The sequence below is a fragment of the Micromonospora ureilytica genome, assembly GCF_015751765.1.
Classification (GTDB): domain Bacteria; phylum Actinomycetota; class Actinomycetes; order Mycobacteriales; family Micromonosporaceae; genus Micromonospora; species Micromonospora ureilytica.
The window spans coordinates 6994033-7007785 of record NZ_JADOTX010000001.1; the positions used below are offsets into that span (position 1 = coordinate 6994033).

Genomic DNA, 13753 nt, shown 5'->3' on the forward strand with positions numbered 1-13753 from the left:
GACGCCCGGGTTCAGTCGATCGCCGGCACCTTCGCCGGGTTGCCGACCACGTAGATCCCGGTGATCCGTCCGTCGGCCGCGGCGATGGTCAGCGTGTACCGACTGCCGTCCGCGCGGGTGATCAGCATCGCGGGTTCTCCGTTGAGCTCGACCGGATCCATGATCGTCCGGTGACGCGGGCCGTAGACCCCGGCGTAGAACCTGGCGATCCGGTCCGCGCCGGTGACCGGGTTGAGGGCGGCCCGCACCCGACCGCCACCGTCGTTCCACGCTGTGGCGTCGGCGGCCACCAGGTCGGTGAGCGTCGCCAGGTCACCGTCGCGGGCGGCCGCGAGGAACGCGTCCAGCAGCCGCTCCCGCTCCAAGCGACTGGCGGTGAACCGGCGCTGCTCCTGCCGTACCCGCGCGGTCGCCCGGTGGTACAGCTGGCGGCAGTCGGCGGCGGACCGGTCCAGGATCTCGGCGATCTCCGCGTACGGCACGTCGAAGGCCGTGTGCAGGACGTACACCGCTCGCTCCGGCGGGGTGAGCCGCTCCAGCACGTGCAGCAACGCGGTGGAGAGCGAGTCGCGTAGCTCCACCCGGTCCAGTGGCCCGAACGGCGAGGGAGCGGTCGGCACCGGTTCGGGCAACCACGTCCCGACGTACGTCTCGCGGGCCGCCTGCCGGGCGCGCAGCCGGTCCACTGCCAACCGGGTGACCACCCGGGACAGGTACCGGCGCGGTTCCTCGACCCGGGCCCGGTCCACACCCACCCAACGCAGGTACGCCTCCTGGAGCACGTCCTCCGCGTCGTGCCGGCTGCCGAGCAGGCGGTACGCGAGCCCAAGCAGCATCGGCCGGTGCGCCTCGAGCGCACCGGCCGCCTCTGCTGCCGCCTCGGTGGTCACGCCTGGGTCGGAGGCTCCAGCCGCATCGTCACCCCGATCCGATTCCACACGTTGATTGTGGCAATCGCGATGACGAGGTCGGCCAGTTCCTTCTCCGACCAGACCTTCGCGGCGTCGTCCCACACGCCGTCCGGCACCCCGTGCTCACCGAGCCGGGTGACCGCGTCGGTGAGGGCCAGCGCGGCCCGCTCCCGCTCGTCGAAGAAGGGCGCCTCCCGCCAGGCGGCGACCGCGAACAGCCGCCGGCTCGACTCGCCGTCGGCGAGCGCGTCCCGACTGTGCATGTCCACGCAGTACGCGCACCCGTTGATCATCGACGCCCGCAGCTTCACCAGCTCCAGCACTGTGCGGTCGACGTTCGTCTGGACGTACTTCTCCAACCCCATGACGGCCTTGTACGCCTGCGGTGCGACCTCGGCCGCGTTCATCCGTTGCACGACTACCTCCCGATCGGTCCGACACCCGTACGACGGCTGAGCCGGGGTGGATCGTGACAACCGGGTCTGTGACCCCGCTCATGTCGCCGAAACCGCCGGGGTGGGGAGAGGGGCGGGGAACGGGCGGGAGGGGGAGCGGGTCTTGTATCGTTTGGGACCGTAAGGCTTTGACCCGGCTATCACCGGTGAGCCTCCGGAAGAACAGCCGGGTGACCGGCCCAGTAGAACCGGACGGGTGCGGCCCGTCACAGCCGGCAAATGAGCGGGCGGTCGATCCTGACCGCCAAGCGGGGTGGTACCGCGGGCCACCCGGGAGCGCCGTTCCAGGCGTACCCCGGAAAGCTCGTCCTCGCAGACCACGTTGCGTGAGCTGCATGAGGAGAGCGACCCCCGATGGCCTACCCGTTGCACGACCCGACCGCCGCCGGTGTGCCGGCGAGCCCGGACCTGCCCGCGGTCGAGCGCCGGGTGCTGGAGCACTGGACGGCCGACAAGACCTTCGAGGCGTCGGTCGAGGCCCGTCCGGCCGGCGACGACGGCAAGAACGAATACGTCTTCTACGACGGCCCGCCCTTCGCCAACGGCCTGCCGCACTACGGTCACCTCTTCACCGGTTACGTCAAGGACGTGGTGCCGCGCTACCAGACCATGCGCGGCCGGCACGTCGAGCGGCGCTTCGGCTGGGACTGCCACGGCCTGCCCGCCGAGGTGGTGGCCGAGAAGCAGCTCGGCATCACCAGCAAGGCGGAGATCATCGACCTGGGCGTGGCCCGGTTCAACGAGGCGTGCCGTACCTCTGTGCTGGAGTTCACCCAGGACTGGGAGCGGTACATCAACCGGCAGGCCCGCTGGGTCGACTTCAGCAACGACTACAAGACCCTCGACCTGGACTACATGGAAAGCGTCATGTGGGCCTTCAAGACCCTGCACGACAAGGGTCTGATCTACGAGGGCTTCCGGGTGCTCGCGTACTGCTGGCGCTGCGAGACCCCGCTGTCGAACACCGAGACCCGGATGGACGACGTCTACCGGGACCGGCACGACCCCACCCTGTCGGTGTGGTTCGAGCTGACCGCCGACGAGTCCGCGCCGGAGCTGGTGCGCGGGCCGGTCAAGCTGGGCGTCTGGACCACCACGCCGTGGACCCTGCCGTCGAACCTGGCGCTCGCCGTCGGCCCCGACATCGAGTACGCGGTGCTCGAACGCGACGGCGACCGCTACCTGGTGGGCGCGGCGCGGCTGGCCGCGTACGCCAAGGAGCTGGACGGCTACGAGCAGGTCGGCACCGTGTACGGCCGGGACCTGGTCGGGCGCCGCTACACGCCGCTGTTCGACTTCCTCGTCGAGCAGGCCGGGGAGAACGCCTACCAGGTGCTCGGCGCGGAGTTCGTCACCACCGAGGACGGCACCGGGATCGTCCACCTGGCCCCGGCCTTCGGTGAGGACGACCAGAACGTCTGCAACGCCGCCGGCATCCCCACCATCGTCACCGTCGACGACCACACCCGGTTCACCGCGCTGGTCCCGCCGTACCAGGGTGAGCAGGTCTTCGACGTCAACAAGCCGGTGATCCGGGAGCTGAAGGACCGGGGGGTGGTGCTCAAGCAGGACACCTACACCCACTCGTACCCGCACTGCTGGCGCTGCGACACCCCGCTGGTCTACAAGGCGGTGTCCTCGTGGTTCGTCGCGGTGACCCAGTTCCGGGACCGGATGGTCGAGCTGAACCAGGAGATCAACTGGACGCCCGGCCACATCAAGGACGGCTCGTTCGGCAAGTGGCTGGCCAACGCCCGGGACTGGTCGATCAGTCGGAACCGGTTCTGGGGCTCGCCGATCCCGGCGTGGAAGTCCGACGACCCGAACTACCCCCGGCTGGACGTCTACGGCTCGCTGGCCGACATCGAGCGGGACTTCGGCGTACGCCTGACCGACCTGCACCGGCCGGCGGTGGACGACCTGGTCCGCCCCAACCCGGACGACCCGACCGGGCAGTCGATGATGCGTCGGGTGCCGGAGGTGCTGGACTGCTGGTTCGAGTCCGGGTCGATGCCGTTCGCCCAGGTGCACTATCCGTTCGAGAACGCGGACTGGTTCGAGCACCACTACCCGGGTGACTTCATCGTCGAGTACATCGGGCAGACCCGCGGCTGGTTCTACACGATGCACGTGCTGGCCACCGCGCTGTTCGACAGGCCGGCGTTCCGCAACTGCCTGAGCCACGGCATCCTGCTCGGCTCGGACGGGCGCAAGATGTCCAAGAGCCTGCGCAACTACCCGGACGTCTACCACGCCTTCGACTCGTATGGCTCGGACGCGATGCGGTGGATGCTGATGTCCTCGCCGGTGCTGCGCGGTGGGGACATGGCGGTCACCGAGTCGGGCATCCGCGACGCCGTTCGGCAGGTGCTGCTGCCGCTGTGGAACGTGTGGTACTTCTTCACGCTCTACGCCAACGCCGACGGGTACCAGGCAAAGCGGAAGACCGACGCGGAGCCGACGAGCGACGGCGAAGCCGCCGCCGGCACCCTGCTCGACAGGTACGTGCTGGCGAAGACGAACGAGCTGGTGTCGACGGTCGGCGCGCAGATGGACGCGTACGACATCTCCGGTGCCTGCGGCACCATCCGGTCCTACCTCGACGCGCTGACCAACTGGTACGTGCGCCGGTCCCGGGACCGGTTCTGGTCCGGCGACGCCGACGCCTTCGACACGCTGTCGACGGTGCTGGAGACGCTCTGCCGGGTGGTGGCGCCGCTCGCGCCGCTGACCGCGGAGGAGATCTGGCGTGGCCTGACCGGGGAGCGTTCGGTGCACCTGACCGACTGGCCGGAGGCGAGCGAGTTCCCAGCCGACCACGACCTGGTCGCCGCGATGGACAACGTGCGGGCGGTCGCCTCCGCGGCGCTGTCGCTGCGCAAGGCCAAGGGGCTGCGGGTGCGACTGCCGCTGTCCAAGCTGACCGTGGCCTCGCCGGTCGCGGAGCAGCTGCGGCCGTTCGCCGACCTGGTCGCCGACGAGGTCAACGTGAAGACCGTGGAGTTCAGCGCGGAGCTGTCCGCGTACTGCGAGCAGGTGTTGACTGTGGTGCCCCGGGCGCTCGGCCCGCGGGTCGGCAAGCAGGTGCAGCAGGTGATCAAGGCGGTCAAGGCGGGCGAGTGGGAGCTGGTCGACGGCGCCCCGGTGGCTGCCGGCGTCACCCTCGCCGAGGGTGAGTACGAACTGCGCCTGGTCGCCGCCGACGCCGAGCACTCCGCGCCGCTGCCCGGCGGCGAGGGCGTGGTGGTGTTGGACACCGACGTCACCCCGGAGTTGGCCGCCGAGGGGCTGGCCCGCGACGTGGTGCGGGTGGTGCAGCAGGCCCGTCGGGACGCCGACCTGGACGTCTCGGACCGGATCGTGGTGTCGGTGTCGGCGTCCGACGAGGTGCGCGCGGCGGTGGCCGCGTACGTCGACTTCGTCTCCGCGGAGGTGCTGGCCGACTCGGTGGACTTCGCCGAAAGTCCGGACGGCTCCGCTGTCGAGGGCCCGGACGGCTCCGCCGTTGAGGGCCTGGAGGGGTTCGCTGGCGAGGTCGGCGATGGTGAGCGGGTAACTGTGGTCGTACGCCGGGTATAACGGACCATCGCCCGGTTGCGGACGCCTCCCACCTCCGTCGGGGAGGTGTGGAGGCGTCCGCTACCGTGACACCGCCTGTTCGCACCTGATCTGCCGGAGGACCAGTGCCCCTGCTCTACACCATCGGCAAGCTGACCGTGGCGCCCGCGCTGCGGTTGGCGTTCCGCCCGACCGTGGAAGGGCTGGAACACGTGCCGGAGACCGGTGGCGCGGTCTTCGCCGGTAACCACCTCTCGGTGGCCGACGAGCTGTTCCTCGGCACGGTCGTGCCCCGGCACCTGGCGTTCTGGGCCAAGTCGGAGTACTTCACGGGCGCCGGCGTGAAGGGCGCGTTCTCCAAGTTCGTCCTCACCGGCCTGGGCGCGATCCCCGTCGAGCGGGCCGGCGGCCGGGCGGCGCTGTCCGCGTTCGACGCGGCGATCCCGGCGCTCAAGGGCGGTGACCTGGTGGTGGTCTACCCGGAGGGCACCCGATCTCCGGACGGCAAGCTCTACCGGGGGCGGACCGGCGCGGCTCGGCTGGCGATCTCGGCCGGCGTGCCGATCATTCCGGTCGGCATGATCGGCACGGACAAGGCGCAGCCGATCGGTGCCCGGGTGCCCCGGCCGGGCACTGCCAAGATCACGGTTCGATTCGGCAAGCCGTTGGACTTCACCGGCCGACCGGACGACCGCACCTCACTGCGGCAGATGACCGACGAGCTGATGAGTGAGATCCAGAAGCTCACCGGCCAGGAGTACGTGGCCCGCTACGCCCCGCCGCGCGCCCACTCGGACTCGACAGGCGACGCCTGACCCCGGCTGCCGCGCGGGCCGACCGCGCGGGGTGCGGCTCAGCCCCGCTCGGGCTGGACGATCTGGGCGCGCAGGGTGGCCAGCAGGTCGGCACTGTCGGCCACCGAGAGCCGGGTGAACACGCCGGTGGCGATGCTGCCGTGGTCGACCGACGTGCAGACCACCACGGCACTGCCGTCGGCGCTACCCACCGCGCATCGTTCGTGCCTGCCCCGCACACCGGTGTCCACGCTCTCCGGAGCGTCCAGCGCGTACCGCGCGGTGAGCCGACTGATCTCGGCTTCCGCGTCCGACTCCGGACTCAGCCGGAAGCCGGTGCCCCCGAAGACGGTCACCAGCTTGCCGCTCGTCGTTGAGTAGACGCCGGCGAACGTGTCCTCGGCCAGCCAGTGCTCCTTGCGTACCTCGTTCTCCAACGTCTGGGCGGTCTCCGTGCTGCGGTTGTCCTGCCGCAGGCTGAGGTCGTCCACCTGGACGGGCAGTGCCGCGCGCGCCGGGTACTGGGCCGAGATCGGGAACCCGTAGTAGGCGGGGCAGCCACAGCAGCAGGCCAGCGTGAGGAGCAGCAGCCACGGCCAGCGGCGTCGCCGGCGGACCGGGACCGGCACGTACCCCTTGGGGGCCTGCCAACCGGGCGGTGGCGTCGGCGGTGGCGCTGTCGATCGCCGGCCCCGGCGCTGCTTCGGCACCTTCGGCATCTTCTGCGGCGCGGGTGGCGACACCGGTCGGGCCGGCACCATGGGTCCGACGGCCCGCGGTGCGCTCGGGGCAGCCGGCGGCGGCGCGGGGTGTGGCCCGGCGGGCGAAGCGGGCGGCCCGGACCACTGCCGGGTGTCCGGCGGCGTCGGGTACGACATCGTCGGCGGCAGCGGGGGCAGTTCGGCGGAGGGCAGGTCCCAGCCACCGGTGTCCACGCCGGCCCACGGGTCGACAGGCGTCTGGTGCTCCGGCGGCCCGACGGGGACCGGCGGGGGAGGGGTCGGCTCGGCCGACTCGCCCCAGACGGACCGGCGTGGCAGCGGCGGCGGCACCGGTGCCGAGCCGCTCCACCTGGGCGCCGGGACCTCCGCGGTGGCGGTGGGTTCCGGCTGGTCCGGGGGTTCCGGTTGGTCGGCGGGGTCCGGCTGGTCCGAGGGTTCCGGCTGGTCCGGGGGTACGGGTGGGGAGGTCGGCTCGTCGGCGACCGCCGGGTCCTGCTCCGGCTCCGTGCCCGGGGTGCTCCCGTCGGCCGGCCGTGCTTCCGGCTGGGGCTCCGGCATCGCGGCAATCTCCTCTCGCGCCGATCCGAGGTTAGTACCGCGCCGCCACCACCGCCGATCGGGCGTGCGCGCGATAGTCGCCGGGCGAACGCGTACCCTTGGGCATCATGAGTGCCCCGTCCACGACGCCGCGAGCGGCCGCGACCAATTCCGTCTGGTCCCAGCTCGAGCCGCTGCTGCCCCAGGTCTCCAAGCCCATCCAGTACGTCGGGGGCGAGTTGGGCGCGGTGACGAAGGACTGGGACGCGGCGACCGTGCGCTGGGCGCTGATGTATCCCGACGCGTACGAGGTGGGCCTGCCCAACCAGGGCGTGCAGATCCTCTACGAGGTGCTCAACGAGCTGCCCGACACCCTCGCCGAGCGGACGTACGCGGTCTGGCCGGACCTGGAGACGCTGATGCGCACGCACGGCGTGCCGCAGTTCACCGTCGACGCGCACCGGGCGGTGCGCGGGTTCGACGTGTTCGGCATCTCCTTCTCCACCGAGCTGGGCTACACCAACATGCTCACCGCGATCGACCTGGCCGGCATCCCGATGCTGGCCGCCGACCGCACCGACGCCGACCCGGTGATCGTGGCCGGCGGGCACGCCGCGTTCAACCCGGAGCCGATCGCCGACTTCATCGACGCCGCGGTGCTCGGCGACGGCGAGGAGGCGGTCCTGGAGATCACCGCGATCGTCCGGGAGTGGAAGGCCGAGGGCTCGCCGGGCGGCCGTGACGAGCTGCTGCTGCGGCTGGCCCGCACCGAGAGCGTCTACGTGCCGCGCTTCTACGACGTCGACTACCTGCCGGACGGCCGGATCCAGCGGGTCGTGCCGAACCGGGCGGACGTGCCGTTCCGGGTGCACAAGCGCACGACGATGGACCTGGACGCCTGGCCGTACCCGAAGAAGCCCCTCGTTCCGCTGGCCGAGACGGTGCACGAGCGGTACGCGGTGGAGATCTTCCGGGGCTGCACCCGGGGTTGCCGGTTCTGCCAGGCCGGGATGATCACCCGGCCGGTGCGGGAGCGGTCGATCACCACTGTCGCTCAGATGGTCCGCGAGGGCCTGGAGTTCTCCGGCTTCAACGAGGTCGGCCTGCTGTCGCTCTCCTCCGCGGACCACTCCGAGATCGGCGACATGTGCTCGGGCCTCGCCGAGCAGTACGCGGGCACGAACGTCTCGCTGTCGCTGCCGTCGACCCGGGTGGACGCCTTCAACATCGACCTCGCGCAGGAGCTGTCCCGCAACGGGCGGCGTACCGGCCTGACCTTCGCCCCGGAGGGCGGGTCGGAGCGGATCCGCAAGGTCATCAACAAGATGGTGACGAAGGAAGACCTGATCCGGACGGTCGTCACCGCGTACACCAACGGCTGGCGGCAGGTGAAGCTCTACTTCATGTGCGGCCTGCCCACCGAGACCGACGAGGACGTCCTCGAGATCGCGGAGATGGCCCACGAGGTGATCAGGGCCGGCCGGGCCGCGACCGGCTCCAAGGACATCCGTTGCACGGTGTCCATCGGAGGGTTCGTGCCGAAGCCGCACACCCCGTTCCAGTGGGCCTCGATGGACCGTCCTGAGGTCATCGACCACCGGCTCAAGATCCTCAAGCAGGCCATCAACGCGGACCGTTCGCTGGGCCGGGCCATCGGCTACCGCTACCACGACGGCGAGCCGTCGCTCATCGAAGGACTGCTCTCCAGGGGTGACCGCCGGGTCGGCTCGGTGATCCGCAAGGTCTGGGAGAACGGCGGCCGGTTCGACGGGTGGAGCGAGCACTTCTCGTACCAGCGCTGGGTGGACGCGGCGGCCGAGACGCTGCCCGCGTTCGGGGTGGACCTCGACTGGTTCACCACCCGTCAGCGCGACGAGCTGGAGGTCCTGCCCTGGGACCACCTCGACTCGGGCCTGGACAAGGACTGGCTCTGGCAGGACTGGCAGGACTCGGTCAGCGGGTTCGAGCAGGACGACTGCCGGTGGACGCCCTGCTTCGACTGCGGCGTCTGCCCATCGATGGACACTGAGATCCAGATCGGCCCCACCGGCAAGAAGTTGCTGCCGCTCACCCCGCTGGGCGGCAACGGCATGAAGGTCCCGTCGGGCCACTCGCACTCGCACCCCTGACCGGGGTAGCGCCGGCTGGCGGCGCACCACCCTCCACATCCGACATGTCGCCCAACGGGTCCGCGTCTCGCGGGCCCGTTGGCGCGTTACGGCCCTCGCCGCGCACCGGACCTTCCCCGAGATCGGCGGTCATCTGTACCACGTGGTGGTGGCTGGGGCTGCCTCGACTAGGTCAGACTCGATACGCTGCGTCTGACATGGACCGACCCGGCGGGTCGGGAACGGGGGAGGAAGCGCATGGGTAGCATCCCGCCGCCGAACACCGGCGATCTGCACGTCAGCGTCGAGGACCTGGACGCTGCCGCCACGTACGTCGAGCGGCTCAGGCAGTACATCGACGACACCATCAAGTACGAGATGGAACGCATCAAGGAGCGGATGAAGGGCGACAGCAACAACGCCCAGACCGTCCCGAACGGCACTCCCTTCGGCGCGTACGAGGACGCGCGCATGCAGTGGGCGGCCCTGACGACGTCCACGGGCAACATGGAGGCCCACCTCACGACGCTCTCCCAGAAGCTCGCCGCGCTCAAGGAGGGCACCGAGGAGATCGCCAAGGCGTTCCGCGACACCGAGGCGCGCAACGGCGCCAACGGCAAGGAGATCGAGCGGCTGCTGGAGTCTGCGGCGCCGCCGCCCACGGCCAGCGGCGCACCCACCTACCCGTACACGGCCTGAGGGGGACGTCATGGCTGGAGGAACCTGGGAGCGGTGCGTCCGCGAGGTGACGCTCTCCGCGGACCCGGAAACTGTCGGATCGGTCGGAGCGGGCTGGAGCAATCTCTCCAGCGGTCTGCAACAACTGCGGGACGCGCTCGTCGGTCGGTCGTTCGTCGGCCCGATCGCTACGGGCCAGGAGCGCCCGCACGTCGGCGGTCTGCCCGGGATGCTGGCCGGCTGGAAGGGCAGCGGTGGCGACGCGTACCGCGAGCACCTGGGCAAGATCGGCAAGCAGATCGAGGATCTGATCACCGACGCGACGAACGTCAGTGGCGCGTTGACGCGGATCGAGGGCGACATCCGTAAGTCCGTCTCCACGATCCCGATCCCGCTGATGGACGACTTCGGCTTCAACGAGTGGAGCCTGCCCAACGGCACCGAGCTCGACGACGCCCGCGACGGTGAGAGCTCGTCGGGGTTCCTCGCCGCGCTGCGCAAGGACTACCAGAACAACCCCGGCTCGTACGCCGACGGCGCGTTCCGTGACAAGGCCGACGACCTGGAGGCGACCATGAAGGTCGATGGCCAGGCCGGCGACAGCAAGCGGGGCGGCTGGTGGGACACCGGGGCTCACCTGGACAACTGGTACCGGGACAATCAGAACGCGGCGAACACGGCGATGTCGCCTCTGCCCCAGGCGGTGTACACCGAGCGTCCGAAGCTGAAGGTGGTGGGGCCCGAGGGCCAGGGCGATATCGACGACGTCCGCCGCGACACCCGGGTGCCGCCCACGGGACGGCCCGACATCAGCGGTGGCGAATTCGGCGGGAAGCCCGACATCGGTGGTGGCGGCCCCACGATCGGCAGTAGGCCACCGGGCATCGACGACACGGGCGGTCCGACGTCCAGTGTCGAACCGTTCTCCCCGACCAAGCCCGGTGGGCTCGGCGATGGCTCGCCAACCGGCGGCACCGGCCAGCTCACGGCCCCACCGACCGGTTCCGGTTACCCGGGCTACGGCGACGATGACTACACCAGCGGTCTGGCTGGTGCCACCCCGGGCGGTGTCGGCGGCCTGGGCGGTGGCGTCGGCGGCGGCGGGGTCGGCAGCGCCGGTCTCGGTGGCGCTGGCGGCGGTTTCGGCGGCGGGGCCGGGGTGGGCTCGGCCGGCGGCATCGGCGCCGGCGGCGGCCTGGGCGGTGGTGCCGGGATCGGCGTGGGTGGCATCCCCGGCATGGTGGGTGGCGGTAACGGAAAGCTGCCGCCGATGACGAGCGCCGCGAACGCGCTGCGTACTGCTGCCGCCGCCGGCCCTGGCGGCGCAGGGATGGCGGGCGGCGCGCGTGGTGCGGGCGTCGGCGGCGCCGGAATGATGGGCGGCGGCATGATGGGCGGCGCGGGCGGCGCCGGACACGGCGGCGGTGGCAGCGGCTCCGAGCACTCGTCGTGGTTGACTGAGGATGACGATCCGTGGGGTCCCGGTGACGGGGCGTCCCCGGGTGTCCTTCGATGAGGATGGACGGATGAGGGTGAACGTCGGAAGCCTCCGGCCGGTAGCCGCCTGTCTGCTGGCGGGGCTCCTCGTGGTGGGGGCCGCCCAGCCGGCGACCGCCGCGCCGCGGCGGGCCGAGCAGTGGTATCTGGACGAGCTCCGGATCGAGCAGGTGCACAAGATCTCCACCGGGCGGGGTGTGGTCGTGGCCGTGCTCGACAGTGGCGTCGAGGCCACCCACCCGGACCTGCGGGGTCAGGTGCTGCCTGGAGGTCGCAGCTACGGCGCCTCCGGAGATGGCAGAGCGGACGAGGACGGGCACGGCACGCACATGGCCGGCATCATCGCGGCGAAAGCCAGCGGGGACGGCGTGGACGGCATCGCCCCCGGCGCGAAGATCCTGCCCATCAAGCTGCGCAAGGGCAGCGGCACCACCAGTGACGCGGCGATGGCCCTCGGCATCCGGATGGCCGTCGACGGCGGTGCCAAGGTGATCAATATTTCCCAGAGTGGCCCGGGCCTCGTCACCGACGCGGAGGCGAGCGCGATCAAGTACGCGTTCGACCGCGACGTCGTCGTGGTCTCCGGCGCTGGCAACACCGCCAGGGGCAGCGTCGCCGTAGGAAACCCGGCCAACACCCCCGGCGTGATCGCGGTGACCGGGACGACCAGGGGCGGCGCATTCTGGTCCGGCTCTGTCCGGGGTCCGGAGGCGGTGGTCGCCGCTCCAGGCGAAAGCGTCTACAACATCACCAACGAGGCGGGCTACGGCTGGGGCGACGGGACCTCCGACTCCAGCGCGATCGTCTCCGGTCTCGCCGCGCTGATCAGGTCGAAGTATCCGGACCTCAACGCTCCAAGTGTGATCAACCGGATCATCCGGACCGCCCGGGACGCCGGCCCGTCCGGCCGGGATCCGGAGTACGGCTTCGGGCTGATCGACCCGATCAAGGCGCTGACCGCGAACGTGCCACCGGTCACCGCAAACCCGCTGCTCGGCCCGGCCGCGGCGCCGGTGGACCCGGGCCCGACCCGCGCCGCGGGTCCGGACGAGGAATTCGACGTCACCCAGCACGGCGATCGCGGTGGTCCGACCGACCAGCAGGTCATGGTGGTGGGCGTCGGCATCGCCGTGGTGCTGGTGTTGCTGTTGGGGCTGGCGGTGTTCCTCATCTGGAACCGCCGGCGGTACCGGCGGGAGGCGGCCCGGGCCGCCGCTATCCCGGACGAGGCGTTGGACCAGGCTCTCTCTGGGGCCTACCCGTCGCCGGGCGCGGGTTACGCCCCGCCGCCCGGCTACCCACCAGCCCCCGGCTACCCACCAGCCCCCGGGTACGCCCCATCCTCCGGGTATGCCGCCTCGCCCCCCGGTCAGGGCCCGCCCTCCGGCTACGGCCCGCCTTCCGGTTATGCCCCGCCTCCCGGTCATGCCCCTGCTCCCGGTTACGGACCGCCGGGCGGGGTGCCGCCTGCCCCGCCGCAGGAGCGGTAACCGGTCCTGATCGTGGTGGCCGGCTGGTGACCATTCCGGGTCACCAGCCGGCCATCGGGCTTTTCGGGCCGGTGGTCACCATCCACACGACCGTTTTGCACCCACCTGCGGGGCGGTTCGACCGCCCCGGCTGCGTACCGTCACGAGCCCTGAGCCAGGATGGGCGGACACGCAGGTACACCCGAGGAGCCCACGATCGCCAGAAAGCCTCAACCCGAGGGCGGCCAGGCACCGGTCGTCCAGCGCGTCCGCATCCGGTACGCCAAGCGCGGGCCGCTGCGGTTCACCTCGCACCGGGACTTCGCCCGTGCGTTCGAGCGCGCGCTCCGCCGGGCCGCAGTTCCGGTCGCCTTCTCCCAGGGTTTCCACCCGCACCCGAAGATCTCCTACGCCAGCGCCGCGCCCACCGGAGTGGCGAGCGAGGCGGAGTACCTGGAAATCGCCCTTCAGGCCGAGGTCGACCCGGAGGCGCTGCGCGCCGCTTTGGACGCCGCGCTCTCGCCGGGGCTGGATGTCCTGGACGCCGTGATCGCCGAGGGGGGCAATCTGCCGGACCGGATCGAGGCGTCGCACTGGTACATCGAGTTGCCCGAGGTCGACACTGCGGTGCTGCGCGCCGCGGTGGACGCCTTCGTCGCGGCCGAGGAGGTGCTGGTCGAGCGTATGACCAAGCAGGGTCGACGCACTTTCGATGCCCGGTCCGCCGTGATGTCCATCGATGTCCAACCCCCTACGCCGACGCCTTCCGGGGCGCCGGCCGTCCCGTGTGCGATACTCGAACTGGTCGTGCGGCAGGTCACCCCGTCCGTACGGCCCGATGACGTCCTTTCCGGCCTCCGCGTGGTGGCCGACCTGGAGCCGCCGGTTTCGCCGAGGGTGACCCGGCTGGCTCAGGGCACGTTGACCGCGCAGGGTGCGATCGTGGATCCGTTGGATGCGGACCGCGACGGGGCAGCCATCGTTGGGCACTGACCGACGGTCGGTGTTCTGGCAGGCAGACTTC

General features: G+C 71.1%; 10 protein-coding genes. 7 read left to right on the forward strand and 3 right to left on the reverse strand.

Features of this window, described 5'->3' with window-relative positions:
• Positions 1-11 precede the first annotated feature (11 nt).
• Together sigJ and IW248_RS32245 are read right to left on the reverse strand one after the other, a co-directional pair.
• The gene (sigJ, locus tag IW248_RS32240) at positions 12-890 is read right to left on the reverse strand and encodes an RNA polymerase sigma factor SigJ (protein WP_196929899.1); all 879 of its coding nucleotides are present in this window, start codon (positions 888-890) and stop codon (positions 12-14) included.
• Entirely contained in the window at positions 887-1318 is a 432-nt protein-coding gene (locus IW248_RS32245) for a carboxymuconolactone decarboxylase family protein (protein ID WP_196930457.1), read from the reverse strand. Before IW248_RS32245 ends, sigJ begins: the two co-directional genes overlap by 4 nt.
• Before the next feature lie 402 nt (positions 1319-1720).
• Here IW248_RS32245 and ileS point away from each other — a divergent pair, with 402 nt between their 5' ends.
• Both ileS and IW248_RS32255 read left to right on the forward strand, forming a co-directional pair.
• Complete coding sequence (gene ileS / locus IW248_RS32250; protein ID WP_196929900.1) at positions 1721-4945, forward strand: isoleucine--tRNA ligase; 3225 nt, start codon at positions 1721-1723, stop codon at positions 4943-4945.
• Between the two features lie 104 nt (positions 4946-5049).
• The gene (locus tag IW248_RS32255) at positions 5050-5739 is read left to right on the forward strand and encodes a lysophospholipid acyltransferase family protein (protein WP_196929901.1); all 690 of its coding nucleotides are present in this window, start codon (positions 5050-5052) and stop codon (positions 5737-5739) included.
• Between the two features lie 38 nt (positions 5740-5777).
• On the opposite strand, the gene IW248_RS33350 is transcribed toward IW248_RS32255, so the two are convergent.
• Positions 5778-6998, reverse strand: a complete 1221-nt coding sequence (locus tag IW248_RS33350) for a hypothetical protein (RefSeq protein ID WP_231398140.1) — start codon at positions 6996-6998, stop codon at positions 5778-5780.
• Between the two features lie 107 nt (positions 6999-7105).
• Between IW248_RS33350 and IW248_RS32265 the strand changes: the two genes are divergently transcribed.
• From IW248_RS32265 to IW248_RS32285, 5 genes are all read left to right on the forward strand, one after another.
• Positions 7106-9106 carry a TIGR03960 family B12-binding radical SAM protein gene (locus IW248_RS32265; protein ID WP_124823374.1) on the forward strand — a complete coding sequence of 667 codons (2001 nt, stop codon included), beginning with the start codon at positions 7106-7108 and terminating at the stop codon, positions 9104-9106.
• Between the two features lie 237 nt (positions 9107-9343).
• Positions 9344-9784 (forward strand): hypothetical protein, encoded by a 441-nt coding sequence (locus IW248_RS32270; protein WP_124823376.1) that lies wholly within the window; start codon positions 9344-9346, stop codon positions 9782-9784.
• A 10-nt stretch (positions 9785-9794) separates the two neighbouring features.
• Positions 9795-11279, forward strand: coding sequence for a WXG100 family type VII secretion target (locus IW248_RS32275; RefSeq protein ID WP_196929902.1), 1485 nt, complete (start codon positions 9795-9797; stop codon positions 11277-11279).
• A 10-nt stretch (positions 11280-11289) separates the two neighbouring features.
• Positions 11290-12750: a type VII secretion-associated serine protease mycosin gene (gene mycP, locus IW248_RS32280; protein ID WP_196929903.1), complete on the forward strand. Its 1461-nt coding sequence runs from the start codon at positions 11290-11292 to the stop codon at positions 12748-12750.
• Between the two features lie 159 nt (positions 12751-12909).
• A complete protein-coding gene (locus IW248_RS32285) occupies positions 12910-13722 on the forward strand; it encodes a TIGR03936 family radical SAM-associated protein (protein ID WP_196929904.1) in 813 nt (270 codons plus the stop codon).
• Positions 13723-13753: the final 31 nt, after the last annotated feature.